Origin of the sequence: Halomarina ordinaria, from assembly GCF_030553305.1 — an archaeon.
GTDB lineage: Archaea > Halobacteriota > Halobacteria > Halobacteriales > Haloarculaceae > Halomarina > Halomarina ordinaria.
On the sequence record NZ_JARRAH010000001.1, the window covers coordinates 1,063,710 to 1,088,640 of the forward strand.

The following is a 24,931-nucleotide window of genomic DNA, read 5'->3' on the forward strand; positions in this document are numbered from 1 at the left end:
GAGGGTGAGGCGTCCCGCTACTTCGACGTGTTTAAGTCCGCGACGCCGGTGAGATGGAGACGAGGCAGGTTCACGCCTGTTTCACGCCGTAGTAGCCATATGGCGGACTACGGAGGTGAACAATGGCAGATCAGGCAATAGAAGACGCAGTCTCTCGCGCACTAGACGAGGCGCCGCCACGGAATTTCCGTGAGTCGGTCGACCTCGCCGTCAACCTGCGCGATCTGGATCTCAACGACCCGTCCAACCGTGTCGACGAAGGCATCGTCCTTCCGAGCGGGACCGGACAGGAGACTCGTATCGTCGTGTTCGCGGAGGGTGAGACAGCCATCCGAGCACAGGACGTCGCCGACGAAGTGTTCGACGGCGACGACCTCGAAGACCTGGGTGATGATACCGACGCCGCGAAGGACCTCGCTGGCGAGACGGACTTCTTCATCGCACAGGCGAACATGATGCAAGACATCGGCCGCTACCTCGGGACCGTCCTCGGTCCGCGAGGGAAGATGCCGACCCCGCTGCAGCCGGACGACGACATCGTCGAAGTCGTCAACCGGATGAAGAACACGGTGCAGCTTCGCAGCCGGGACCGGCGGACCTTCCACGCCCGCGTGGGCGCAGAAGACATGACGGCCGACGAAATCGCCGACAACATCGACGTCATCATCCGTCGGTTGGAGGCGGACCTGGAGAAGGGGCCGCTCAACATCGACTCCGTCTACGTGAAGACGACGATGGGCCCCTCGGTGGAGGTGGCCTAAATGTCCGCAGAGTCCGAGCGCAAGACCGAAGTCATCCCGCAGTGGAAGCGCGAGGAGGTCGACGCGCTCGTCGACACCCTCGAGTCCTACGAGAGCGTCGGCGTCGTCAACATCGCGGGCATCCCGAGCCGACAGCTCCAGGCGATGCGCCGCGACCTGTACGGCACCGCGGAACTCCGCGTCTCGCGGAACACGCTGATGGTCCGCGCGCTGGAGGAGGTCGACGACGGCCTCGAGACGCTCGTCGAGCACATCGAGGGGCAGGTCGGCGTCATCGGGACGAACGACAACCCCTTCGGCCTCTACCGGCAACTCGAGGCGTCGAAGACCCCCGCGCCCATCAACGCCGGGGAGGTCGCCCCGAACGACATCGTCATCCCCGAGGGTGACACCGGCATCGACCCCGGGCCGTTCGTCGGCGAACTCCAGCAGGTGGGCGCCAACGCCCGCATCCAGGACGGCTCCATCAAGGTCCTCGAGGACTCGACGGTCCTCGAGGCCGGCGGTGAGGTCGACCAGCAGCTCGCCAACGTGTTGAGCGAACTCGGCATCGAGCCGAAGGAGGTCGGCCTCGACCTGCGCGGCGTCTACTCCGAGGGCGTGTTCTTCGAACCCGAGGAACTCGCCATCGACGTCGACGAGTACCGCGCGGACATCGAGTCCGCCGTCGCCGCGGGCCGCAACCTGTCGGTCAACGCCGTCTACCCGACGGCGCGGACCGCGGACCTCCTGCTCGCGAAGGCGAGCACGGAAGCCCGCAGCCTCGGCGTGTACGCGGCCATCGAGAGCCCCGACATCGCCGACGACCTCGTCGCCAAGGCCGACGCGCAGATGCGCGCGCTCGCGGCCCGCATCGACGACGAGGAGGCGCTCCCCGAGGAACTGCGCGGTGCCGACCTCGCCGCGCCCGCCGACGAGGCGGCCGGGACCGAGGAGGAGCCCGACGACACCGAGGAATCGACTGACGACCAGGACGCCGAGGCCGACGACACCGACGACGACGACGGAGACGACGGTGGCGACGCGCTCGGCGCGATGTTCGGATAACGAGACCCTAGACCAATGGAGTACATCTACGCAGCACTCATCCTGAACGAAACGGACGAAGAGATCAACGAAGACAACCTCACCGAGGTCCTCGAAGCCGCCGGCGCGGACGTCGAGGAGTCCCGCGTGAAGGCGCTCGTCGCCGCGCTCGAGGACGTCGACATCGAGGAGGCCGTCGAGCAGGCGGCCGCCGTGCCCGCCGCGGGCGGTGCCGCCGCGGGCGGCGCGGCCGACGCCGAGAGCGAGGAAGTCGAGGAAGAAGCCGAGGCCGAGGAGGCCGAGGCGGACGCCGACGACGGCGACGACGACGAGGACGACGAGGCCAGCGGCGAGGGCCTCGGCGCCCTCTTCGGCTGACCCGGTCCACGCCGACTCGCTCGGCTTCACACCGACCTTCTCACGTTTATCACGCCGACGAGCGGCTGCCACGGCGACGGACCACGAGGCGTCCGGGTCCGAGCCTTTAGGTACGATGCCGGGACCACTCCGGCGCGATGGTCCCCGACGCCGGTCACCTGCTCGTCGCGCCGCGAGCGGCGGGACTGACGCTCGCGTTCGTCCTCGGCGGCGTCGCCCTCGGGACGGCGAGCGGCCTCCTCCCCGGCCTCCACGCGAACAACATGGCGCTCGTGCTCGCGGTGCTCGCGCCGACGCTCCCCGGCCCGCCCGTCCTCGTCGGCTGCGCGATGCTCGCGGCCGGCGTCGTCCACACCTTCCTCGACGTGGTGCCCGCGCTGGCGCTCGGCGTCCCCGACCCCGCGATGGCCGCGAGCGCGCTCCCCGGTCACCGGCTCGTCCTCGAGGGGCGCGGCGGCGAGGCGCTCCGCCTCTCGGCGTTCGGGAGCGCCGCCGCCGTCGTCGTGGCCGTCCCGCTCGCCGTCCCGATGACGTGGCTCATGACGGCGCTCTACCCGACGATTCGCGCGCACCTCTCGCTGGTCCTCGGCGGGGCGGCGCTCCTGCTCGTGCTCACGGAACGGAGCCATCGACGGCGGGTCGGCGGGGCGCTCGCCGCCGCGACGAGCGCCGCCCTCGGCTGGGTCGCCCTCGACTACCCCGTCGCGGGACCGTTCGGCGCGGGCGACGTCCTCCTGCCGCTGTTCGCGGGGCTGTTCGGCGCGCCCGTCCTCATCGACGCCGTCGGCGGGGCGGGCGTCCCACCCCAGGCCGACCCGACGGTGACGCTCTCGCGGCGCGCCGTCGGGGGACTGGGAACCGTCGGCACCGTCGCCGGCGCGGTTGTCGGCTACGTGCCGGGCGTGTCGAGCGCCATCGCGGCCACGCTCGCGCTCCTCGCGGTCCCCGGTCGCTACGGCGGCCGGGGGTTCATCGTCGCCACCAGCGGCGTGAACACGGCCAATACCGTATTCGCACTGTTCGCGCTCGTGGCGCTCGGGCAGCCCCGGACGGGCGTGCTCGTGGCGATGGACCGGGCGGGCGTCCCGCTCGACCTGCCGCGACTGCTCGTCGCCGTCGTCGTCGCGGCGGCGGCGGGGTTCGCGCTGGTCGTCACCCTCGGCGACCGGTACCTGGAACTCGTCGGGCGCGTCGACAGCACCCGCCTCTCGGTGTCGGTCCTCGCGATGCTGGTCGCCCTCTCGTTCGCGTTCGCGGGCGGCGCGGGCGTCGTCCTGTTCGCGGTGAGCGCGCTCGTCGGTCTGCTTCCGGTCCGTCTCGGCGCACGACGCGCCCACCTGATGGGCGTGCTGATGGGGCCGCTCGCGCTCGGGTGAGCACGGGTGCGGTACGGATACGACCCCAGCAACGGATGCGGACGGAGGCGCGGACGAGGGCGGGGACGCTCAGAGGTACGCCTGCTCGCGGAAGTACGCGAACATGACGAGCGCGACGAGCGCCATCCCGAGCATTGCGGCGGGATAGCCGTAGGTCCAGCCGAGTTCGGGCATGTTGTAGCGGCTGTCGGCGAAGTTCATCCCGTAGACGCCGGCGATGAACGTCAGCGGGAGGAAGACGGTGGCGACGACGGTGAGGCGCTTCATCACCTCGTTGGTCGACTGTGAGAGCGTGTTGAGGTAGATGTCGCGCGCGCCGCTCGTCAGATCGCGGTACGTCTCCGTGAGGTCGACGATGTGGACGAGGTGGTCGGAGACGTCGCGGAAGTACTTCTCCATCTCCGGGCGCACGTGAGCGGTGTCGCCGCGGGCGAGCGACCCGACGGCCTCGCGCGTCGGCCACGTCACCTTCCGGAAGGCGAGGAGGTCGCGGCGGACCGCGTTGATGCGCTCCAGGGTCTCGATGTCGGTCGAGACGAGGACGGCCTCCTCGATGTGTTCTATCTGCGTCTCGATGCGGTCGAGCAGGTCGAAGTAGCGGTCCACGACGGCGTCGACGACCCGGTAGGCGGTGTAGTCGGCCCCGCGCTGGAGGAGACGCTCGTCCCACAGCGTCACGGCCGACCAGACGCGCCCGACCGCCTCGATGGGCGACAGCGAGAGCGTACACACCCAGTCCGGCCCGATGAAGACGCCGAGGGGTTCGTCGCGCACCTCCTCGTCGAACGGCCGGTCCCCCCGCGTGAGTTCGGCCTCCTTCACGAGGAGGAACGTGTACTCGGTGAAATCCTCGGCCTTCGGCCGGACGTTGTTGAGTACGTCCTCGACCGCCAGCGGGTGGATGCCGAAGACGTCGGCGACCAGACGCAGTTCCGTCTCGGTGGCGTCGGTCGCGTCGACCCAGGTGGTGCCGTCCTCGGCTTTCATCGCCGAGAGGTCGGCCGACCCCTCGACGGTTCGAGGTTCGACCGCGCCCGAGTCGTAGGCGAGCGCGCTTATCACGGCGCGTCGCCCCCGTCACGGTCCTCGCGCGCCGGGGACGTGGGGGTCCCCGTGTTCGCCCGGTCCGCACGTCCCCGGCGGCCGGGCGGCCCGTCGCCCATGACCACGAGGGAGACGCCGACCATCACCCCCGGAATCGTCAACCAACGGCCGGGGTAGGCGGCGACGGCGCCGATACCGTAGCCGCAGAGCGCGAGCGCCGTCAGCGCCACGCCGGCGGTGCGACTGGGGTGCATGCACTCGCTCGACCCGCCAGCGAAAAAAGCGTATGCGTCGAGAGGACTACGGCAACCGGAACGTCGGCCCCTCGTCGGTGTCCTCCACCTCGACGCCGAGGGCCTCCAGCGACTCGCGGATGTCGTCGGCGCGGTCGTAGTTGCCCGCCTCGCGCTCGCGCTCGCGCACGCCGAGCAACAGGTCGACCACCTCGCCGGCGACGGTGACCGTCCCCTCGTCCCCTCCCTCGCCGAAGGTGAGGCCGAGGACGTCCCCGCCGAGCGTCTCGAACGCCTCGACCGCCTCCCGGAGCCCCCGGTAGTCGTAGGTCCCGTGTCCGTCGAGGTGGCGGTTGACCGCGCGGGCGACGTCGAGGAGGGCGGCGAGTCCCTCGCGGGTGTTGAAGTCCTCGTCCATCGCGGCCGCGAAGTCCGTCGTCGCCTCCTCGACCCCTGTTCGAAGCGCGTCGTCGGTCACCGTCGCGTAGGCGTCCGGTCCGTCGAGGGCTGCCACCGCGCGCTCGTGGGCGCGGTCGAGACGCTCCCAGCGCTCCTCCGCCTCGGCGATGGTCGCCTCCGAGTAGGTCTGGCGGCTGTCGTAGGCCGTCGAGAGCAGGAAGGTGCGTACGACGTCGCCGCCCAGTCGCTCGACGGCGTCCGCGACCGTCCAGAAGTTCCCGAGGCTCGAACTCATCTTCTCGCCCTCCATCTCCAGCAGGCGGACGTGGAGCCAGTAGCGCACGAATTCCTCGCCCGTCGCCGCCTCGCTCTGGGCGATCTCGTTCTCGTGGTGGGGGAAGACGAGGTCCTGACCGCCCATGTGGATGTCGAGCGTCTCGCCCAGGTGCGCCATCGACATCGCCGAGCACTCGATGTGCCAGCCGGGACGCCCCTCGCCCCACGGCGAGTCCCACGTCTGTGCGCCCTCGCACGCGACCTCGGGCGAGGCGGCCCCCGCCCCCTCGTGGCGGTGGTCGGCGACCGTCACGGGGTCGACCCCGCCGGCCTTCCAGAGCGCGAAGTCGGTCGGGTTGCGCTTCTCGGCGCGTTCGTTCTCGGGCGCCTGCGCTTCGAGGTCCTCCGTGGACTGGTTCGAGAGCTTCCCGTAGTCGGGGAACGTCGAGGTGTCGAAGTAGACCGAGCCGTCGGCCTCGTAGGCGTGGTCCGACTCGACGAGCGTCTCCACGAGGTCGAGTATCTCGGGGACGTGTTCGGAGACGCGGGGGTAGACCTCCGCCCGCTTGAGGTTGAGCGCGCGCATGTCCGCGATGGTCCGGCCGACGGCGTCGTGGGCGACGCTCGCCTCGTCGTCGCCGAGTTCGCCGATCCGTGCGACGATCTTCTCGTTCACGTCGGTGAAGTTCTCGACGTGCCTGACGTCGTAGCCCGAGTGGTCGAGCCAGCGGTGGACGACGTCGGCGTGAGTCCACAGGCGGGCGTGGCCGAGGTGCGCCGGGTCAGAGACCGTGAGACCGCAGACGTAGAGGAGGACCTCGCCGTCGCGCGCCTCGAAGGGCTCGCGCTCGCCCGTGAGCGTGTTGGTCACGCGTAGGGTCATTACCCGGTGTTCTTCGGAGGAGCGTTTCAATCCGTCGGAACCGTGAGCGACGACGGCACGCGGTCGAAATCACCTTCCCACGCCCCGTCGTCGTCCCGGCGTGAACGACCCGGACGCCGGCGCGCGGAAGTCGACGGGGGACCAGCGAGCGGCGGCGCGGGCGGCGTTCGAGGCACGCTTCGGGGGGGCACGCAGAGTCACGTCACCGCCGCCCCCGGCCGGGTGAACCTCCTCGGGGGACGAGACGGGCATCGAGGCGGACGTGTCCGCCTGCGCGCCCGCCGACGGCGTCTCGGTGACCGAGTTCTAGACGGAGCGTCCGACGGCGGCCTCGACGACGCGAACCGCGGTCGGGCCGTCGCGCCGCGAGACGAGCACCAGGAGCGCGTCGTCCGCGGCGGCCGCTACCTGGCACGCGACGTCCGCCGTGCGCAGGCGCCCGAGGACCTCCTCCAGAAGTCGCGCGTCCACGTCGCCCGTCGCGAGGACGCCGGTCGAGGAACCGCCCGGTCCGTAGGCCGTCCCAGCGAGGTGAAAGAGCGCCTCGCTCTCCCCATCGGCGGGGCCGAGTCCGCTCCGCATCGAGACGCTCGCCGACCCGTCGAACGGAGTGGGGGCTGTCAGTTCGTCGGCGTAGCGACGGAGCGCGGCGGTGACGGCGTCGTCCTCGCCGACGTCGAGCGTCCGGGCGGCGGCGGCGTAGTTCACGACCCCCGCGCGGAGGGCGTCGTAGAGGAAGGGGCGGGCGCGGACGGCGGCGCGGGTCTCTTCGGCCAGCGACATCGTGAGAGGGTGCGTGCGAGGACGGCAAAAGCGGTTCGGAGCGGTTCGGAGCGGGGAGCGACCGGGAGCGAAACCACCGGAAGCGAAGGTCTTAACCGCGAAAAACCCTCAGTTCCGGCCATGTCGCAGGCGCTCGTCATCGTCGCCCACGGCTCGCACCTGAACCCCGATTCGAGCACGCCGACGTTCGACCACGCGGACACGATCCGCGCCGCCGGCGCGTTCGACGAGGTCCGCGAGGCCTTCTGGAAGGAGGAACCGTCGTTCCGGGAGGTACTCCGGACGGTCGAGTCGGAGGAGGTGTTCGTCGTCCCGCTGTTCATCAGCGAGGGCTACTTCACCGAGCAGGTCATCCCCCGGGAACTCCGCCTCGACGGCTGGGACGTCGCCGAGTGGGACTCCGACGGGACGGACGCGAGTCACGTCACCCTCACCGCGGCGGACGTCGAGAAGACCGTCCACTACTGCGGGCCGGTCGGCACCCACGACGCGATGAGCGACGTCATCGTCCAGCGCGCCCAGTCGGTGACCGGCGACCCCGACGTGGGGGAGGGCTTCGGCCTCGCCGTCGTCGGTCACGGCACCGAGCGCAACGAGAACAGCGCGAAGGCCATCCACTATCACGCAGAGCGCATCCGGGAGTCGGGGCGCTTCGCGGAGGTGGAGGCGCTGTTCATGGACGAGGACCCCGAGGTGGACGACGTCGCCGAGTTCTTCGAGAGCGACGACGTGGTCGTCGTCCCGCTGTTCGTCGCCGACGGCTTCCACACCCAGGAGGACATCCCCGAGGACATGGGCCTCACCGACGACTACCGCACCGGCTACGACGTGCCGGCGACGGTCGACGGGACGGACATCTGGTACGCCGGCGCCGTCGGCACCGAGGCGCTGATGGCCGACGTCATCCTCGAACGCGCCGCCGACGCCGGCGCCGACGTGCGCGACGCCATCTCGCGGGTCCGCGCCGAGACGGGCGGCGCGGTGGGCGACTGAGTTCGAGTCTCAGGACGGTCCGAACGACCCGCCTTTATCGCCCTCGCGCCCGTCGGTTCACGCATGGACGCTTCCCTGTTCGGTCGATTCCGCACGGCGACCGACTACGTCCGCGACTGGTCGACGTGGCGTGACCTCCCCGAGACGCGACGCGCGTTCCTGCGCTGGGTCGAGGGGGCCGACGACCTGGACATCGAGGAGCGCTACGCGGCGCTGCGCGGCGACGGGATTCGACGGCGGTGGGGGCAGTTGCTCCTCACCGTCAGTCTGGAGCGGGGACACCGCTCCTACGACCTCCGCCACGAGGACGACGCGGACCGCTCGACCGACGAGTTGACCACCCACGACGACCCGCTCGACGCCCGCCACCTCGCCACCGAGGACGACGACGGGCGCTACCGGCCGCTGAAGACCGCCCCCACCCTCCGGACGGGGTGGGTGTTCCCCGACCTCTCGGGCGAGGAGGTCGTCGAGGCCATCGACTACTTCTACCCGGCGACGGTCGCCAACTGGCACCGCGAGCGCGAGGGAGCCCTCGACGTCACCCACTGGCGCGAGACCGCGGAGCGCCAGACCGGCATCTACGACGTCGTCGACGAACTCTCCGGCGAGCAGGTGGAGTGGCTCGCGCAGTCCTGTTGCGTCGATTCGCAGTGTCTCAAACGGCGGATGTGGGACGAGGAGGAGGGAGCGGAACTCGACGTTCCGCGCGGCGAGGGGGCGTTCCCCTGCCGCGAGCCGTGTTCGCTGGTCGTCGCCGCCGCGCGCAAGTGGACGACGCTGGAGCGAGAGGAGGCCCGCGAGTACACCTTCACGCTCACGCCGAGCGAGAAGGAGCAGGTCGAGGACCTCGTCGATGCGGTCGCGGACGGCCGGGTCGGGGAGATACGCGAGGCCGACGTCTACGAGGGGGCGAACCGCTACCGGGCGCGCTACCTCCGGGCGAAACGCTTCGACGACGAGGGGAACCTCTCGGGCGTGCCGACCGACGACGAGGAAGCGGACTGACGACGGGGCGACTCAGGGACGAGCGTAGACGACGTAGCCGGCCCCCGCGAGGGCGGCGACGACGGCCAGAACGGCGAGGACGACCGCGACCGCACCGTCGGTGGTCACCGTCGCCGCCGCGAGGGCGACCGCGACGCCGCCGAGGGCGACGGCGGGGACGGTGGTCGTGTCCCCGCCCGACGCGCCGCGCGTGACGGCGGCGAGCGACTCGGTGGGGCGCTCGTTCCCGTCGGCCGGTTCCGACAGCGACTCGTCGACCTCGACGGGGGGTTTCTCGCTCACGGTCGGTTCCACCTCGACGCTGACGTCGGCGGTGGTCGCGCCGTAGGCGACGGCGACGGTGAGTCGACCGCGGGTCGCCGCGTCGGGCGCCACCTCGACCGTCGCGCGTTCGGTGTCGCCCTCGGTGACGTAGTGGTGACTCGCGTCGACGGTGGCGACGCCGGCGAGGGCGTCGTCGAGGCTGAGGTGGACGCGCGTCGCCGACCCGTGGTTCCGCAGGAGCACCTCGAAGCTCCCGGCGGCGGTGAACGCCTCCGGAACGCGCACCGAGTGCATGCCCTCCTCGTTCAGGTCGACGACGAGTGTCTCGCTCACTGTCGAGGGGTCGTTAGGGGGGGTCAAAAAACTTCAGGCTGGCGCCTCGCCGCGCATATCCGGCGGGAGGAGGTTCGGGATACCCTCCTCGATGGGGTACTCCTCGCCGCACTGCGTACAGACCAGCCGACCGTCGAGGACCTCCTCGTCGTCGCGCCGGACGACCTCCAGTTCGAGGTCCTGCTTGTCCAGCGGACAGCAGAGGATGTCCATCAGTGATTCCTTCATACCTCCGTTGTGGGTGGTGGGTGGCAAAAACGTGCCGGGTCCGCCCTCAGAACGGCGTCTCGAGGACGACCGTCTGTTCGCGCCCAGGACCGACGCCGACGGCGTAGAGGTCGGCGTCGAGTTCGTCGCTCACGTACTCGAGGTAGGTCCTCGCGTTCTCGGGGAGGGCGTCGTAGCCCTCGCTCGCGACGGCCGCCCAGTCGACCTCGGGCCAGCCGTCGAACTCGCGGTAGACCGCCTCACACCGCCCCCACTGCTCGGTCGTCGGTGGCATCGTCAGCAGTTCCTCGCCGTCGAGGTCGTAGGCGTGGCCCACCCGCACGGTGTCGAGGCCCGCGAGCACGTCGACGTGGTTCACGGCGAGTCCGGTGAAACCGTTGGCGCGGGCGGCGTGGCGGAGCATCGGCACGTCCAGCCAGCCGACGCGCCGCGGGCGGCCGGTGACGGTGCCGTACTCGCCGCCCTCGTCGCGGATGTAGGTCGCCAGTTCCTCGGCCTCCCCGCTCGTGTCGCCGCCCCCCTCGGGGGTCTGGCCCTCGACGGCCCCGAGTTCGGTCGGGAGGGGCCCGGTGCCGACGCGCGAGAGGTAGGCCTTCACGACGCCGACGACCTCGCCCCGCCCGATGACGGTCGGCCCGACGCCGGTACCGACGGCGGCCGCGCCGGCGGTCGGGTTCGACGAGGTGACGTACGGGTAGATGCCGTGGTCGATGTCGATGGCGGTGCCCTGCGCCCCCTCGAACATCACCCGCTCGCCGTCGCCCATGCGCTCGGCGAGGAACTCCCCGCAGTTGACGGCCATCCCCGACAGCCGCTCGCCGTACGCCCGGTAGGTCTCGAAGAGGGCGTCGACGTCGAACGCCTCGCCGGCGTCCAGTCCGTAGACCTCCTCGGCGAGCGCGCGCTTCTGCGGGACGACGTACGCCAGGCGCTCGCGCAGCACCTCGGGGTCGAGCAGGTCGCCGACGCGGATGCCCCGGCGACCCGCCTTGTCCTCGTAGGTGGGGCCGATGCCGCGACCGGTCGTGCCCGCCGCGAGGTCCTCCTTCGCCTCCTCCTCGACGCCGTCGAGGACGCGGTGGTACGGCATGATGACGTGCGCGCGCTCGGCGACGCGCACGTCGGGGTCGAGGCCGCGCTCGTGGAGCGTGTCCAGTTCCGCGAACAGCGTCTCCGGGTTGACGACGCAGCCGTTGCCGAGGACGCCCACCTTCCCCCTGACCGCGCCGCTGGGGACGAGCGAGAGCTTGTACTCCTCGCCGTCGTGGACGACCGTGTGACCGGCGTTGTCCCCGCCCTGGTACCGGGCGACGACGTCGGCGTCCTCGCCGTAGAGGTCGACGACACCTCCCTTCCCTTCGTCGCCGAGTTGCGACCCGACGATAGTGACAGTCATCGAGCGAAGGTTTCAGAGGACGTGCTAAACCGGTTACGGTCCGGGCGATACCCCCTCGCGCCCCAGTTCACCCGGTCGCGAGCGCGCGCTTCGCACGCCAGCGGGCCACAACGCCTATAACCGTTGACGAGGTAGACGTTAGCAATCCCGTTTTTTCTCGCAAGGGACAGCAACCTTTAAAGGCTGTTAACACAAGTTAACAAGTGCCATGATAGACAGACTGGAGAAAGAAGTCGACATGCTGGAACGCCATCTGCAGGTCCTCAAGATGGTGATAGACAACGAACCCATCGGTATCGTGAAGATGTCCAACGAGACGGGCTACCCGCACCACAAGGTGCGCTACTCCCTTCGCGTCCTCGAGGAGGAGGACCTCATCGAGCCGTCGAGTCAGGGGGCCATCACGACCGACAGCACCGCGGACTTCGTCTCTGAACTCGACGACAAGGTCGACGACATCGTCGACAAACTCGACGGGATGAAGATAGACGAGATGGCCGAGATCGAGAGCTAGCTAGCTCACAGTTCTGGAACCGTCAGGTGGAAGCGCCGCTCTCGCGCCTCCACGAGGCAGAGGTGGAACCCGCGTTTTCTCGAGAGGCGAACGAAACTCGCCCGCCTTCCACCGCCGAACAGCCCGCCGCTCGCGGTCGCCTCGCTCGCGAGTTCGAGCGCCCGCGGGTCGAAGAAACTCGACGCGACGACGAACGCCCCGACGAGCGTGTCGTAGGCCTCCGCGACGCGCTCGGCACCCGCGAGCAGGTCGTCCACCGCCACCTCGCCGGCCGGGTCGCGCGCGTCGTGGAAGTCGACGACGAGCAGCGGGTTGCCGAGGCGGTCGCGACAGACCACGTCGAACGTCGGGGAGGCCTCCTCCAGGTCGACGGTCCCGTCGAGTTCCGCGCGGTCGATGTCGGGAATCGCGTCGTAGAGCCCCTCCAGCGCGTCGACGTGGCCCGTGTCGATGAGTTCGAACGGCAGGTCGAGGACGACCCACTGGACGAACTCGTAGGCGAGCGTCCCCTCGAGGAACTCCGCGAAGGGCCGCCCCTCGACGCGCGTCGTCTCGGCGTCGAAGCGCGTGTGGTGTTCCAGGTCGAGGTTCGCCCGGAGGCCGTCCTGGTCGTCGTAGCCGTCCCGGACGTCGTCGAGCGTCATCGCCCCCCGGGAGTGATAGCGCACGAAGAGGTTCGTCCCGGCCAGCGCCTCCTCGGGCGTGCGGTCGACGGTCGACGCGGCCGCGTCGGCGTCGGCCGTCACCTCGGCGAGACGCGCCTCGAGTCGGTCGATTTCGGCTTCGAGGCGGTCGACCTCCTCGCGGAGCGTCGCCACCTCCTCGCGCAACGCCTCGTTCTCCTCGCGCAGGTCGGCCCGCGCGTCGAGCAGGTCGTCGACGCGCCCGGCGAGTCGCTGGCGCTCGGTCTCCCGCTCGTCCAGCGCCGACCGGAGCGCCTCCGGGTCGTCGGGGACCTCGCCCGACACGCGGTCCTCGCCGCCGTCGACGGCGGGGCGCTCGCGGGACCCCGGTCCGGTGTCTCCCGGGGCGCGTCCCTCGCCGTGTCGTCGGACCGCCGACGCGAGGTCGTCCGGCACCTCGGTGGGGGTCGGGTCCTCCCCGGTGCCCTCGTCGGACCCGCGGGCCGTCGCGGTGGTGCGGTCGTCCGCGTCGAGAGCGTCGGGACGGTCCGTCCCCTCCGGGGCGTCGGACCCGACGGCGGTCGGTCCCGCGGGGGGGTCGTCCGCCCGCTCCGCGCCGGGGAGCGTCCGGCCGCGCGAACGCGAGTCGGCGCGCTCCTCGCGCTCGGGTCGGTCCGGGACGGCGGCGGTGAGGGGTTCCGCGTCGCCCCCGTCCCTGCCGGCGTCGGCCCCGACGTCCGTCCCCGCGTCGGACGCCTCGGGGAGGTCGAGAACGGGGACCGACGCGGCGACGACGGTGTAGACGCCGACCTCCTCGGAGGCGCGCTCGAACGCCTCCTCGCCGACGAGCGGCCGCTCGCTCTGGCCGACGAAGGCGACGCTCATGGCGTCGCCGCCGTAGTAGAGCCGGTAGTAATCGCCGCTGAGGACGTTCTCCGAGAGTTCGACGTAGCCGGTGAACCCCCCCTCGCGGAGGGTCTCGTCCACCTCGTCGAGGGGCGTGTCGGCGGTGTAGTAGCGTCCGCGGCGGTCACCGTCGCGTTCGAGCATCGTGAACAGGAGCGGGAAGGCGGGGTCGGGCGCGGCGTAGGCCGTCCCCTCGCTCGCGGCGACGTCCTCGACGGTGCCGCCGTAGACGCCGACCGCCCGGCCGTTGAGCAGGAACAGCCACGTGCCGCCGGCCTCGACGGCGCCCGTGAACGACGCCGCGGCGAGGTCGGGGAGGTCGGCACCCGACACCGGGCGGGACTCCCACTCGCGTATCTGGTCGACGGTCCGTTGGTGCATGTTCCCGCGATTAGTCCGGACGGTGATATACTTTGATTCTCCCTCGGGGTGACAGGTCGTCGCCTACAGTTTCGACTCGGCGTCGTCGGCGAGTTCCTGCATCCGCTTGCTGATGCGCCCGGCGTCGGAGAACTCGTCGTCGCTCATCGCGCTCGCGAGGGCGTTCCCGAGCACGAAGACGGCGTGTTTGTGTTCGCTCTTGGACTTGTGGACGTCGCCGGGCTCGACGTCGAGCTGGTAGTAGGCGTCGAACAGCGAGCTGTCGACGTCGTCCTGACCGTTGAAGTACTCCAGGATGATGACCATCTGCTCGTGGAGTTCGAGGAGTTCGTCCTTGTGCATGGGTACGCTATGCTCCGAGGCCGGTTTAAACGTACCGCGCAGAACGATACCCATCCCCGTGGATGTGGCGGGAGGACGAGACCGGGTGACACCGGTCACTCGGCGGGACGCGTTCGACCGGTGCCGACGTCCGCTCCCGAGGTCAGAAGACGTACTCGTCTTCGTGGCCCATCATGCCGTCGTCCTCGAAGGCCCCCGGTTCGTCGTCGTCCATGGGGCCGCTCGTCTTGTACGCGCGCAGCCCCGCCGCAAGCAGGTCTTCGACGGCCTCGTCGCGGTTGACGAACTCTCCCTGCTCGATCATCTGTGTGATTTGCATCTCGAGGTGCTCCGGAATCGTGATCTCCACCTTGGGCATTGACACCCGAGGCTTTGACAGTCGGGTATTTAATTCCTGCGGGGAATCTTGGTGGTACGGCAAAGCCGACACCCAGTAGAGCGAAATAATCTTTCGAGTTGTGTCCGCTTGTTTTATAATCGAGTAATCACTTCCGCGCTCGTACGCCGAGGGCCCCGTCCGAAGTCGACGCACCTACCTCCCCCGCGCGGCTAGCCGGTGTATGAGCGTACGCGACGTGACGCACCTCCACGAGGAGTTCGACGGCGAGCGCCTCCCGCCGGGCCAGCGCGAGACCGAGCGGTTCCCGGTGCTCTCGAAGAGCGGGACGCCTTCGTGGTCGCCCGACACCTGGGAGTTCGAGGTGTGGGGCGCCGTCGACGAACCCCGTTCGTTCTCGCTCGAGGCGTTCACCGACCTCCCCCACGAGACCCAGCGACAGGACTTCCACTGCGTGACCGGCTGGAGCCGGTTCGACAACGAGTTCACGGGCGTCACCTTCCCCACCCTCGCCGACCTCGCGGGCGTCGACCCCGAGGCGACCCACGTCATGTTCCACGGCTTCGACGACTACACGACCGACCTCCCCCTCGACGCGTGCATGCGCGAGGAGGTGCTGTTCGCGTGGGAACTCGACGGCGAGCCCCTGCCGGACGACCACGGTGGGCCGGTGCGCGTGGTCACCCCACACAAGTACGCCTACAAGGGGGCGAAGTGGGTCGACGGCGTCGAGTTCCTCACCGACCACGAACGGGGCTACTGGGAGAAGCGCGGCTACTCCGACAGCGCGAACCCCTGGAACGAGGAACGGTACAGTTAGAAGGATAGCCTCAAGGGTCCGGAACCCCGACTTCTAGGTAATGGAATCGGCGCGCAGCGGAGGCGTGGCGGCGGACGCGCGCGAGCGGGGCGTGCTCGTCAGTCGGTCCTGCGAGGTACCGGACGTCTCCTTTCGAGCCTTTCTCACCGAACGGGCGGTCCCACGAATCCACTGGTCGGCGCCGGACGGTCTCGAGGTGGCCGGCGGCGGCGCCGCCGTCCGACTGCGGGCGAGCGGGCCCGACCGCTTCGAGACGCTGCGCACCGGCGCGCGCGCGGTGTTCGCCGACGTGGACCACGACGGGCCGCGCGCGACCCGCCCGCGGATGCTCGGGGGCCTCGCGTTCACCGACGACCACGACGCGACGGGGCCGTGGACGGGGTTTCCCGCCGCCGGCTTCTCGCTCCCCGCCGCGCAACTCACCCGGACGAGCGAGTCGACGTACCTCACCGTCTCGCGGTTCGGCCCCGACGTCGACCCCGAACGCGTGGAGGCCGAACTGGAGCGCGTCCGCGAGGACGTCGCGACCCTCCCGGCGATGGTCCCGAGCGGCGACCCACCCGGGGTTCGCGCGACGCGCCACCGGACGGACGCCGCGGAGTGGCAGGCGGGCGTCAGCGAGGCGGCCGCGCGCATCCGCGAGGGCGCCCTCCGGAAGGTGGTGCTCGCGCTGGCGCTCGACGTGGACCTCGCCGGCGAGGTGGACGTCCCGAGCGTCCTCGAACGCCTCCGGCGGACCTACCCGCAGTGCTATCGCTTCCTCGTCCAGCCAGCCGAGACGGCCGGCTTCTTCGGCGCGCCGCCCGAGCGCCTCGTCCGGTTGACGGGGCGGCACGTCGAGACCGAGGCGCTCGCCGGGTCGGCCGCCCGGGGCGACACCCCCGAGGAGGACGCCGACCTCGCCGCCGCGCTGGTCGAGAGCGAGAAGATACAGCACGAACAGGGCCTCGTCGCGGAGACCATCCGCGACCTGCTCGCCCCGCTGGGCGAGGTGACCGTCGGCGACCAGGAGGTCCACCGCCTCGCGACCATCCAGCACCTCCGGACGCCCATCACCGCCGACCTCGCGGCCGACGAGCACGTCCTCTCCATCGTGGAGGCGCTCCACCCGACGCCGGCGGTGGGCGGCCTCCCGCCGGACGTCGCCGAGCGGACCATCCGCGAGACGGAGACGTTCGAGCGCGGCTGGTACGCCGGACCGGTCGGCTGGTTCGACGCCGACGGCGACGGGGAGTTCGCCGTCGGCATCCGCTCGGGCGTCGCCGGCGACCGGCGCGCGACCCTGTTCGCCGGCAACGGCATCGTCGGCGACAGCGACCCCGAGGACGAGTGGGACGAGGTCCGCCTGAAGTACCGCCCCATACTCGACGAGCTCGAGCGTACCGGAGAATGAGGACGGCGAACCGAAACACCCTGTGGGGGGCGGTCCTCGTCGACGAGCTGGCGAACGCCGGCGTCGACGCGGTCTGTCTCGCCCCCGGCAGCCGGTGTACCCCCCTGACGGTCGCGTTCGCCGACCACCCCGACGTCGAGACGTTCTCGCACCTCGACGAGCGCTCGGCGGCGTTCTTCGCGCTCGGGCGAGCGAAACGGACGGGTCGGCCGACGCCGCTGGTCTGCACCTCGGGGACGGCGGCCGCCAACTTCCACCCCGCGGTCGTCGAGGCCCACCAGGCGCGCGTCCCCATGCTCGTGCTGACGGCGGACCGCCCGCGGGTCCTCCAGCACAGCGGCGCGAACCAGACCATCGACCAGGAGAAGCTCTACGGCGACGCCGTCCGCCACTATCGGACCCTCCCGGAGCCCGAGGCCGACGCCCGGAAGCTCCGCGCGCTCCGGACGGCCCTCGCGCGGGCCGTCGCCACCGCGGCCGGCGTCGAACCGGGACCCGTCCACCTCAACGTCCCCTTCGAGAAACCGCTGGAGCCGACGCCCGTCCCCGGGGACGTGCCGGAGGGGTTCGCCGACGCGCACCCGGAGGCGGTCGAGGGGCGTGACGGCCCGTTCGTCTCGGTGGCGGCGGGCGCGCCCGAGGTGGACGCGGCGACCCTCGAGGACCTCGCGGGGACGCTGGGGGCCGCCGACCGACCGCTCGTCGTCTGCGGCCCGGAGGCGGACCTCGCACCCGCGGCGCTCGCCCGACTGACCGGCACCCTCGCCGCGCCCGTCCTCGCCGACCCGCTCTCGGGTCTCCGGTTCGGCCCCCACGTCGATGGGAACGTCCTCGGGGGCTACGACGCCTACCTCGACGGGGTCGAGCCCCCGGACGTCGTCCTCCGGTTCGGCGCCGCGCCCACGTCGAAGGTCGTCGGGACCTACCTCTGGGACGCCGACGCCCGCCAGGTCGTCGTCGACCCCGCCGGCGGGTGGCGCGAGGCGACGTTCACCGCGACCGACCTCGTCGTCGCCGACCCCACGCGGCTGGTCGACGCGCTGGCCGACCGCCTCGACCCCGAGGACGGCCCCGAAAGAGGGTGGCGAGACCGCCTCGTCGCGCGAGAGGACGCGTACTGGGGGCTGGTCGAGGAAGACGAGACGTTCTTCGAGGGGGCGGTACTCGGAGACGTGACCGCGCTCGCGCCCGACCCGGCGACGCTGTTCGTCTCGAACAGCATGCCCGTCCGCGACCTCGACCGATTCGGTCGACCCCGGTCCGCGGCGCTCACCGCGCTCGGCAACCGGGGGGCCTCCGGCATCGACGGTATCACCAGCAGCGCCCTCGGCGCGGGGAGCGCCACCGACGACCCGCTGGTGCTCGTCACCGGCGACGTCGCGTACTACCACGACACGAACGGCCTGCTCGCGGTGGCGCGCTGCGGCGTCGACGCGACCATCGTCGTCGTGAACAACGACGGCGGCGGCATCTTCCACCGCCTCCCCATCGAGGACCACGACCCGCCGTTCACGGAGTTCTTCAGGACCCCCCACGGCCTCGACTTCGAACCGACCGCGGACCTCTACGGCCTGGAGTTCGTCCGGACGGCTACCCGCGAGGGGTTCCGGGAGGCGTACCGCGACTCGCTCCGACGGGAGGGGACGCAGGTCGTCGAGGTGCGCCTCGACGGCGAGGCGTCGCACCGTCACCGCGAGGCGTTCGAGCAGCGCGTGGCGGCCGCTCTCGGCGACGGGGCGCGAAAAAAGTAGGGCTCGACGGTTCCGCGACGCGGTCAGACCGACTCGACGGCGTCGAGGAGTTCGTCGTAGTCGGGTTCGACGGTCGGGTCGTCGCTCACCCACGCGTAGGTCACCTCGCCGTCCTCGTCGAGGACGAACACCGCCCGGTTCGCGACCCCGAACAGGCCGAGGTCCTCGATGTCGATGGTCAGATCGTAGGATTCGATGACGTCGCGACCCATGTCGCTCACGAGGTCGAACTCGAGGCCGTGTTCGTCGCGGAAGGCGTTGAGCGAGAACGCCGAGTCCGCGCTGACGCCGTAGAGCGTCGCGCCGGCGGACTCGAACTCGCCGAGGTGGTCCTGCAGCGCGACCATCTCGTTCGAGCACGGCGGCGTGAACGCCCCCGGGAAGAACGCGAGGACGGTCGGGCCGTCGCCGAGGTGCTCCGAGAGGTCGAACTCCTCGACGTCGCCGTTCGCGAGCGTCGCGGTGAACGTCGGTGCGCTGTCGCCTTCGGATACCATACGTGAGGGAAGGGTCGCCACCCGCATAAGGACGGAACAACAGGTGAAACTCACCGCCACTCGCCGGCCGTGAGCGTCCCGCGCGAGTGGAGAACCCGACCGACCCCACCACTTTTGTTCACCTGTCCGGACAGTTCTCGCATGGCACTGGACGCAGCGGCTTCGGCCACCGACCTCCGGACGGCGCTCGTCGCGGTCGGTCTCGTCTGCCTGTTCGCCCTCCTCGTCGCCATCGGGCCGGGCGACCCCGTCACGGTGCTCGCGGTCGCTGGGTTCGGGCTCTCCTGGATACTCCTGCTGTCCCTCGTCGTCCGCGTCGCACGAGCGACGGAGCGGACGGCGGCCGCCGTCGAACGGCTGGCGGACGACCGACGCGCCGAGGAGTGACCGGCAACCTTTTTCGACCGGCCGCGCGCACGAGGGGCATGGTTTCGGAACTCTTCGACGCGGACCGCTGGGACCCCGTCGACGGCTTCGACTTCGAGGACGTCACGTACCACCGGGCGCGCGAGCAGGGGACGGTGCGGATCGCGTTCGACCGCCCGGCGGTGCGAAACGCCTTCCGCCCGCGGACGGTCGACGAACTCTACACCGCGCTCGACCACGCCAAGCGCCAGACGGACGTCGGCTGCGTCCTCCTCACCGGGAACGGTCCCTCACCGAAGGACGGCGGGTGGGCGTTCTCCTCGGGCGGCGACCAGCGCATCCGCGGCGCCGACGGCTACCAGTACGAGGGCGACGAGGAGGGAGCGGGACCGACGGGTCGCCTCCACATCCTCGAGGTCCAGCGCCTCATCCGGTTCATCCCGAAACCCGTCGTCGCCGTCGTCCCCGGCTGGGCCGTCGGCGGAGGGCACTCGCTGCACGTCGTCTGCGACCTCACGCTCGCCTCCGCCGACCACGCGAAGTTCCTCCAGACGGACCCCGACGTGGCGAGTTTCGACGCCGGCTTCGGCAGCGCCTACCTCGCCCGGCAGGTGGGTCAGAAGAAGGCCCGGGAGGTGTTCTTCCTCGGGAAGACCTACTCCGCCGAGGAGGCCGCCGAGATGGGGATGGTCAACGAGGCGGTCCCCCACGAGGACCTGGAGGCGGTGGCGCTCGAGTGGGCCGAGGCGATAAACGGGAAGTCCCCCACGGCGATCCGGATGCTGAAGTACGCGTTCAACCTCGACTCCGACGGACTGGTCGGCCAGCAGGTGTTCGCCGGCGAGGCGACGCGACTGGGCTACATGACCGACGAGGCCGCGGAAGGCCGGGACGCGTTCGTCGAGGGACGCGAACCGGACTTCTCTGCGTTCCCCTGGCATTACTGACCACCTTTTGCTGCGCGGGCGGCTTCGCCGCCCGCTGGCAAAATCTGGACCAAAACCGCGTCTCACCCCCTCGCTACGCTCGAGGGTTCGACGCGTCCGCTCGCTCGTTCACTCGCTCGCGTTACAGCGCATCGAACGAGACGTGGACTCGACCTCTTCTCACTGCTGATGAACCGACGGTAACCGTTCCCCGTGAGTGGTAGATGACACACGCGAACGTTTAAATACGGAAACGGGACCAGCGTCGCCATCCACTGACTCCGGCCGCGGGGCGGTCAGGGCGGGTGGGCGACGCGCCGTCCCGCGGAGCGCCACGCGTCGCCTGTTCACACCGGTCGACAGCGGATGCCAAGTTTGACGCTCTCGGCGTCCTGATTCGGGGCAATGAGTACGGAGGTCTCTCGAACGAAGGCGTGGCTGATGGCCGCGCGGCCACAGACCCTTCCGGCGGGCGCGTCGCCCGTCGTCGTCGGGACCGGGCTGGCGGTCGGGAGCGGCGTGTTCTCCCCGTTGCCGGCGCTCGCCGCCCTCGTCGGCGCGCTCCTCCTGCAGGTCGGGACGAACTTCGCCAACGACTACTACGACGCCGTCAGGGGCGCCGACACCGACGACCGCGAGGGGTTCACCCGCGTCACGCAGTCGGGGCTCATCGCGCCTCACGAGGTCAAGCGCGCGATGTACCTCACCTTCCTCACCGCGATACTGCTCGGCACCTACCTCGTCTACGTCGGGGGCGTGCCCATCCTCGTCGTCGGGCTGGCGAGCGTCGCGGCGGGCATCGCCTACACGGGCGGCCCCTACCCCTACGGCTACCGGGGGCTCGGCGACGTGTTCGTCTTCGTCTTCTTCGGCCTCGTCGCCGTCACCGGGACGTACTACGTCCAGGCGGTCGACGTGCTGGCCGACCCGCTCGCGCTCTGGGTACCGGCGGGGACGGTCCCGCTCGCGGCCGTCGTCGCCAGCCTCCCGGCAGCGGGGCTCTCGACGTGCATCCTCGTCGTCAACAACATCCGGGACCGCGAGACGGACGCGGCGGCCGGCAAGCGTACCCTCGCGGTCACCTTCGGGTACGCGTTCAGCCGCGTCGAGTTCCTCGCGCTGCTCGGGATGGCCTACGTCGTCCCCGTCGTCTTCGCGGCGACGGGCGACGGCCTGCTCACGCTCCTGCCGCTGCTCACCCTTCCGCTCGCCGTCTCGCTGTCGCGGACGGTGCTCACGGAGACGAGCGGCGCGGCGCTCAATCCCGCACTCGAGACGACCGGAAAGCTCCTCGCGGCCCACTCGGGGCTGTTCGCCGTCGGCCTCGCCGCACCCGCGCTGTTATGAACGTCGAGCCGTACGCGCTGACACTCGCGCACCCGTTGACGACGGCGGCGGGGACCATCGAGGAACGCGAGGGGTTCGTCGTGACCGTCGCCCACCGCGGGGAGCGGGGCGTCGGCGAGGCGACGCCGCTCCCCGGGTGGACGGAGTCCCGGGACGACTGTGAGGCGGCGCTCCGCACGGCCCGGCGGACCGCCGAGCGTGCGGACGTCATGACTGCACTCGACGAGCTATCCGAGACGCCCGCCGCGAGACACGCCCTCTCGCTCGCGGTGCTCGACGCCCGGTCGCGAGCGACGGGCGTCCCGCTCTACCGCCACCTCGGCGGGACGAGTGCCGTGTCGGGAGTGCCCGTCAACGCCACCGTCGGTGACGGGTCGCCCGCGGAGACGGCGACCGAGGCGAACGACGCCGTCGGGGACGGCTTCCGGACCCTCAAGGTGAAGGTCGGCGCCCGGTCCGTCGCGGCGGACGTCGACCGCCTCGAAGCGGTTCGCGCTGCCGTGGGCGGCGAGGTCGACCTCCGCGCGGACGCGAACGCGGCGTGGACGCCCGCGCAGGCGCACGAGGCGTTCGAGGCGTTCGGCGAACTGGGTGTCGAGTACGTCGAGCAACCGCTGGACGACGACGACCTGTCGGGCCACGCCGCCCTGCGAGGCGGCCCGGTGGGCGTCGCGCTCGACGAGTCGCTCGCGGCGTGCGGTCCCGAGGCGGTCCTCGCGGCCGCCGCCGCCGACGTCCTCGTCCTGAAGCCGATGGCGCTCGGCGGCCCCGACCGGGCGCGCGTCGTCGCCCGACGGGCGCGGGAGCGCGGGCTCGACGTGGTCGTGACGACGACCATCGACGCGGTGTACGCTCGCACCGCCGCCGTCCACCTCGCGGCGAGCCTCCCGGCGGTCCCCGCCTGCGGATTGGCGACGGCGTCGCTGCTCGCCGAGGACCTCGCGAACGACCCGTGTCGGGTCGGAGACGGCGAGATAACCGTCCCAGAAGGAAAAGGAAATGTACCAGCGCATTCTGCTTCGACAGGTGCGTGACTGGCTGGGCCACCGTTCGCGCGTGACGCCGGACGCCGCGGCACTCGTCGATACCGCGAGCGGCGCGTCGCTCACGTTCGCCGACCTCGACGCCGAAGTCGAGGCGCTGGCCGGGCGACTCGCCGCGGAGGGCGTCTGCGTCGACGACCACGTCGGGATGCTCCTCGACGCCAGTCCGACGGCCGTCACCGTCGTCCACGCGGCGATGCGCGTCGGCGGCGTGCTCGTCCCGCTCTCGACGCGACTGACGACGGCCGAACTCGAACCGCGTATCGAGCGCGCCGACCTCGACGTCCTCGTCTGCGAGGCGGGGACGGAGGCGCGCGCGCTCGACGCCGCCGGTGACGTCCGCGTCGTCTCCGTCGACGCGGACGGCGAGGCGGCCGCCATCGGGGCGACCGACCCCCAGCCGTTCGACCTCCCCGAGTGGGACGCCGACGACCCGCTCGCGATGCTCTACACCTCGGGGACGACCGGCGCGCCGAAACTGGTCGTCCTCACCGTGATGAACGTGCTGTCGAGCGCGAGCGCCAGCGCCTTCCGGCTCGGAACGCTCCCGGACGACCGCTGGGCGTCGCCCCTGTCGATGAGTTCGATGGGCGGACTGGCGCCCCTCTACCGGACGACGCTCTACGGGACCGCGCTCGTCCTCTGTCCGACGGACCCCGACGACTTGCTCGAAGCACTCGGCGACCAGCGCCCGACCGGGGTCTCGCTCGTCCCGACGCTCCTCGCGCGACTGCTCGAGGAGGGCGACCTCCCCGACTCGCTGCGGTTCGTCCTGCTCGGGGGCGCACCCGCCCCGGACGACCTCGTTCGGGAGTGCGGCGAGCGCGGCGTCCCGGTCTGTCCGACCTACGGCATGACCGAGACGGCCTCGCAGGTCGCCACCGCCCGCCCCGGCGAGGCCCCCGCTCACGTCGGGACCGTCGGCCGGCCGCTGCTGTTCACCGAGGTGACCGTCGTCGACGACCACGGCGACCCGCTCCCGCGCGGGCACGGCGGCGAACTCGTCGTCGCCGGCCCGACGGTCACGGCCGGCTACTACGACGACCCGGCGGCCACCGCCGAGGCGTTCTGTCCGCACGGCCTGCTGACCGGCGACGTCGGCCGCGTCGACGCCGAGGGGCGCCTCTGGGTCGGCGACCGGAAGGCCGACCGCATCATCACCGGCGGACAGAACGTCGACCCGAACGAGGTCGTCGCCGCCCTCCGGTCGCTCGAGGGCGTCCGCGACGCCGCCGTCGTCGGCCTCCCCGACGAGGAGTGGGGCGAGCGCGTGGCGGCGCTCGTCGAGACGGAGAACGGTCTCGACGAGTCGAGCGTCGAGGCCCACTGCCGCGAGCGACTCGCGGGGTACAAACTCCCCCGCGTGGTCGGCTTCGGCCCGCTCCCCCGGACCGAGTCGGGGACCGTCGACCGGGCGGCGGTCCGCGAACGGCTGGAGGCGGTCCGCGCCACCACCGACTCCTGAGGCCCACTCGACGTGGACTTATCTCGCGCCGTCACCTACTCCCGTTCGTGTGTACACTCACCGTGGCCTGGCAGGTCTTCGACTCACACCCGGTGGTCGTCGCCGCGAACCGCGACGAGCGACTCGACCGGCCCTCCACCGCGCCCGCCGAGTTCCGCGACGGCGAGCATCGCGTCGTCGCCCCGCGCGACGAGGAGGCCGGCGGGACCTGGCTCGGCTACAACGACGCGGGCGTCGTCGTCGCCGTCACCAACCGGTGGGTGGGTGACCTGGGCGGCGAGCGCTCGCGCGGCCTGCTCGTCCGCGACGCGCTCCGCGAACCGAGTGCCGACGCCGCCCTCGCCGTCGTCGAGTCGGAACTCGACGCGCGCGACTACGAGGGGTTCAACCTCCTGCTCGCGGACGCCGCGGACGCACTCCTCGTCGAGTACGACGGCGCGCCGAGCGCCACCCGCCTCGACCCGGGTGTCCACGTCGTCATGAACGTCGGTTACGACACGACGTACGTCGTCCCCGACGTCCGGCCGGACCTCGCGCGCCAGCAGGCCGAGAACGGGAAACGCCTGCTCCGGGCGCTCCTCCCCGAGGACGGCGAGCGCGCGGCCGGGTGGCGCGAGCGCGCGGCCGACGCCCTCGGCGACCACGACTACGGCGTGTGTATCCACCCCCCCGAGGCGGCGGCCGACGGCGAGGGGCCAGCCGCCGGGTTCGGCACCAAATCCTCGTCGCTGGTCGCTATCGACGCCGACGGGCGGGGGGACTACCGCTTCGCGCCGGGGCCGCCGTGCGTCACCGACTACGAACCCGTGGACAGTCAGATTTAATCGCCCCTCTCCCCC

27 protein-coding genes are annotated in these 24,931 nt (G+C 71.1%); 16 read left to right on the forward strand and 11 right to left on the reverse strand.

Annotation, left to right across the window (positions count from 1 at the left end):
- The first annotated feature begins 122 nt into the window (after window positions 1-122).
- The 4 genes from P1Y20_RS05795 (at window position 123) to P1Y20_RS05810 (ending at window position 3,541) form a co-directional block, all read left to right on the forward strand.
- The gene (locus P1Y20_RS05795; RefSeq protein ID WP_304447712.1) at window positions 123-761 is read left to right on the forward strand and encodes a 50S ribosomal protein L1; all 639 of its coding nucleotides are present in this window, start codon (window positions 123-125) and stop codon (window positions 759-761) included.
- The gene (locus P1Y20_RS05800) at window positions 762-1,808 is read left to right on the forward strand and encodes a 50S ribosomal protein L10 (RefSeq protein WP_304447713.1); all 1,047 of its coding nucleotides are present in this window, start codon (window positions 762-764) and stop codon (window positions 1,806-1,808) included.
- A 15-nt stretch (window positions 1,809-1,823) separates the two neighbouring features.
- Complete coding sequence (rpl12p, locus tag P1Y20_RS05805; RefSeq protein WP_304447714.1) at window positions 1,824-2,165, forward strand: 50S ribosomal protein P1; 342 nt, start codon at window positions 1,824-1,826, stop codon at window positions 2,163-2,165.
- A 137-nt stretch (window positions 2,166-2,302) separates the two neighbouring features.
- The gene (locus P1Y20_RS05810; RefSeq protein ID WP_304447715.1) at window positions 2,303-3,541 is read left to right on the forward strand and encodes a tripartite tricarboxylate transporter permease; all 1,239 of its coding nucleotides are present in this window, start codon (window positions 2,303-2,305) and stop codon (window positions 3,539-3,541) included.
- A 69-nt stretch (window positions 3,542-3,610) separates the two neighbouring features.
- Here the strand turns inward: P1Y20_RS05810 and corA are convergent, their stop codons facing one another.
- The 4 genes from corA to P1Y20_RS05830 all read right to left on the reverse strand — a co-directional run bounded on the left by corA (window position 3,611) and on the right by P1Y20_RS05830 (window position 7,159).
- On the reverse strand, window positions 3,611-4,603 hold the full coding sequence (gene corA / locus P1Y20_RS05815; protein WP_304447716.1) for a magnesium/cobalt transporter CorA: 993 nt from the start codon (window positions 4,601-4,603) through the stop codon (window positions 3,611-3,613).
- Window positions 4,600-4,839 carry a hypothetical protein gene (locus P1Y20_RS05820; RefSeq protein ID WP_304447717.1) on the reverse strand — a complete coding sequence of 80 codons (240 nt, stop codon included), beginning with the start codon at window positions 4,837-4,839 and terminating at the stop codon, window positions 4,600-4,602. The genes corA and P1Y20_RS05820 overlap by 4 nt, the downstream gene beginning before the upstream one ends.
- A 46-nt stretch (window positions 4,840-4,885) precedes the next feature.
- Entirely contained in the window at window positions 4,886-6,376 is a 1,491-nt protein-coding gene (gene cysS, locus P1Y20_RS05825; RefSeq protein WP_304447718.1) for a cysteine--tRNA ligase, read from the reverse strand.
- 306 nt (window positions 6,377-6,682) lie between these two features.
- Complete coding sequence (locus P1Y20_RS05830) at window positions 6,683-7,159, reverse strand: DUF7523 family protein (protein ID WP_304447719.1); 477 nt, start codon at window positions 7,157-7,159, stop codon at window positions 6,683-6,685.
- A gap of 120 nt (window positions 7,160-7,279) precedes the next feature.
- Between P1Y20_RS05830 and P1Y20_RS05835 the strand changes: the two genes are divergently transcribed.
- The gene (locus P1Y20_RS05835) at window positions 7,280-8,152 is read left to right on the forward strand and encodes a CbiX/SirB N-terminal domain-containing protein (RefSeq protein WP_304447720.1); all 873 of its coding nucleotides are present in this window, start codon (window positions 7,280-7,282) and stop codon (window positions 8,150-8,152) included.
- Between the two features lie 63 nt (window positions 8,153-8,215).
- The gene (locus P1Y20_RS05840) at window positions 8,216-9,160 is read left to right on the forward strand and encodes a DR2241 family protein (protein ID WP_304447721.1); all 945 of its coding nucleotides are present in this window, start codon (window positions 8,216-8,218) and stop codon (window positions 9,158-9,160) included.
- 12 nt (window positions 9,161-9,172) lie between these two features.
- Here the strand turns inward: P1Y20_RS05840 and P1Y20_RS05845 are convergent, their stop codons facing one another.
- Genes P1Y20_RS05845 through P1Y20_RS05855 form a run of 3 tightly spaced genes read right to left on the reverse strand, consistent with a single transcriptional unit; the run spans window position 9,173 to window position 11,381 of the window.
- Entirely contained in the window at window positions 9,173-9,757 is a 585-nt protein-coding gene (locus tag P1Y20_RS05845) for a DUF7524 family protein (protein ID WP_304447722.1), read from the reverse strand.
- A 33-nt stretch (window positions 9,758-9,790) separates the two neighbouring features.
- Window positions 9,791-9,985, reverse strand: coding sequence for a methytransferase partner Trm112 (locus tag P1Y20_RS05850; protein ID WP_304447723.1), 195 nt, complete (start codon window positions 9,983-9,985; stop codon window positions 9,791-9,793).
- A 46-nt stretch (window positions 9,986-10,031) separates the two neighbouring features.
- Window positions 10,032-11,381: an adenylosuccinate synthase gene (locus tag P1Y20_RS05855; RefSeq protein ID WP_304447724.1), complete on the reverse strand. Its 1,350-nt coding sequence runs from the start codon at window positions 11,379-11,381 to the stop codon at window positions 10,032-10,034.
- A gap of 208 nt (window positions 11,382-11,589) precedes the next feature.
- Between P1Y20_RS05855 and P1Y20_RS05860 the strand changes: the two genes are divergently transcribed.
- Window positions 11,590-11,895: a hypothetical protein gene (locus P1Y20_RS05860; protein ID WP_304447725.1), complete on the forward strand. Its 306-nt coding sequence runs from the start codon at window positions 11,590-11,592 to the stop codon at window positions 11,893-11,895.
- Window positions 11,896-11,900: 5 nt separating this feature from the next.
- Here P1Y20_RS05860 and P1Y20_RS05865 read toward each other — a convergent pair whose 3' ends face one another.
- The 3 genes from P1Y20_RS05865 to P1Y20_RS05875 form a co-directional block, all read right to left on the reverse strand.
- Complete coding sequence (locus tag P1Y20_RS05865) at window positions 11,901-13,805, reverse strand: DUF7527 domain-containing protein (RefSeq protein WP_304447726.1); 1,905 nt, start codon at window positions 13,803-13,805, stop codon at window positions 11,901-11,903.
- Window positions 13,806-13,868: 63 nt separating this feature from the next.
- The gene (locus tag P1Y20_RS05870) at window positions 13,869-14,147 is read right to left on the reverse strand and encodes a UPF0058 family protein (protein WP_304447727.1); all 279 of its coding nucleotides are present in this window, start codon (window positions 14,145-14,147) and stop codon (window positions 13,869-13,871) included.
- Between the two features lie 142 nt (window positions 14,148-14,289).
- Entirely contained in the window at window positions 14,290-14,505 is a 216-nt protein-coding gene (locus P1Y20_RS05875; protein ID WP_304447728.1) for a ribbon-helix-helix domain-containing protein, read from the reverse strand.
- 202 nt (window positions 14,506-14,707) lie between these two features.
- Between P1Y20_RS05875 and P1Y20_RS05880 the strand changes: the two genes are divergently transcribed.
- From P1Y20_RS05880 to menD, 3 genes are read left to right on the forward strand one after another with little or no spacing between them, the layout of a single operon-like run.
- On the forward strand, window positions 14,708-15,304 hold the full coding sequence (locus P1Y20_RS05880; RefSeq protein ID WP_304447729.1) for a sulfite oxidase-like oxidoreductase: 597 nt from the start codon (window positions 14,708-14,710) through the stop codon (window positions 15,302-15,304).
- Between the two features lie 40 nt (window positions 15,305-15,344).
- On the forward strand, window positions 15,345-16,697 hold the full coding sequence (locus tag P1Y20_RS05885) for an isochorismate synthase (RefSeq protein WP_304447730.1): 1,353 nt from the start codon (window positions 15,345-15,347) through the stop codon (window positions 16,695-16,697).
- Window positions 16,694-18,448, forward strand: coding sequence for a 2-succinyl-5-enolpyruvyl-6-hydroxy-3-cyclohexene-1-carboxylic-acid synthase (gene menD / locus P1Y20_RS05890; protein WP_304447731.1), 1,755 nt, complete (start codon window positions 16,694-16,696; stop codon window positions 18,446-18,448). The genes P1Y20_RS05885 and menD overlap by 4 nt, the downstream gene beginning before the upstream one ends.
- Window positions 18,449-18,471: 23 nt before the next feature.
- Here the strand turns inward: menD and P1Y20_RS05895 are convergent, their stop codons facing one another.
- Window positions 18,472-18,945, reverse strand: coding sequence for a redoxin domain-containing protein (locus P1Y20_RS05895; RefSeq protein WP_304447732.1), 474 nt, complete (start codon window positions 18,943-18,945; stop codon window positions 18,472-18,474).
- Between the two features lie 141 nt (window positions 18,946-19,086).
- Between P1Y20_RS05895 and P1Y20_RS05900 the strand changes: the two genes are divergently transcribed.
- From P1Y20_RS05900 to P1Y20_RS05925, 6 genes are all read left to right on the forward strand, one after another.
- Window positions 19,087-19,332 carry a hypothetical protein gene (locus P1Y20_RS05900; RefSeq protein ID WP_304447733.1) on the forward strand — a complete coding sequence of 82 codons (246 nt, stop codon included), beginning with the start codon at window positions 19,087-19,089 and terminating at the stop codon, window positions 19,330-19,332.
- Window positions 19,333-19,370: 38 nt separating this feature from the next.
- Window positions 19,371-20,258, forward strand: a complete 888-nt coding sequence (locus P1Y20_RS05905; protein ID WP_304447734.1) for a 1,4-dihydroxy-2-naphthoyl-CoA synthase — start codon at window positions 19,371-19,373, stop codon at window positions 20,256-20,258.
- A 384-nt stretch (window positions 20,259-20,642) separates the two neighbouring features.
- Window positions 20,643-21,584 (forward strand): 1,4-dihydroxy-2-naphthoate polyprenyltransferase, encoded by a 942-nt coding sequence (locus tag P1Y20_RS05910; RefSeq protein WP_304447735.1) that lies wholly within the window; start codon window positions 20,643-20,645, stop codon window positions 21,582-21,584.
- Window positions 21,581-22,618: a mandelate racemase/muconate lactonizing enzyme family protein gene (locus P1Y20_RS05915; protein WP_304447736.1), complete on the forward strand. Its 1,038-nt coding sequence runs from the start codon at window positions 21,581-21,583 to the stop codon at window positions 22,616-22,618. Before P1Y20_RS05910 ends, P1Y20_RS05915 begins: the two co-directional genes overlap by 4 nt.
- Window positions 22,584-24,092, forward strand: coding sequence for a class I adenylate-forming enzyme family protein (locus P1Y20_RS05920; RefSeq protein ID WP_304447737.1), 1,509 nt, complete (start codon window positions 22,584-22,586; stop codon window positions 24,090-24,092). Before P1Y20_RS05915 ends, P1Y20_RS05920 begins: the two co-directional genes overlap by 35 nt.
- A gap of 47 nt (window positions 24,093-24,139) precedes the next feature.
- Window positions 24,140-24,916, forward strand: a complete 777-nt coding sequence (locus P1Y20_RS05925) for an NRDE family protein (protein WP_304447738.1) — start codon at window positions 24,140-24,142, stop codon at window positions 24,914-24,916.
- The last annotated feature ends 15 nt before the right edge of the window (window positions 24,917-24,931 follow it).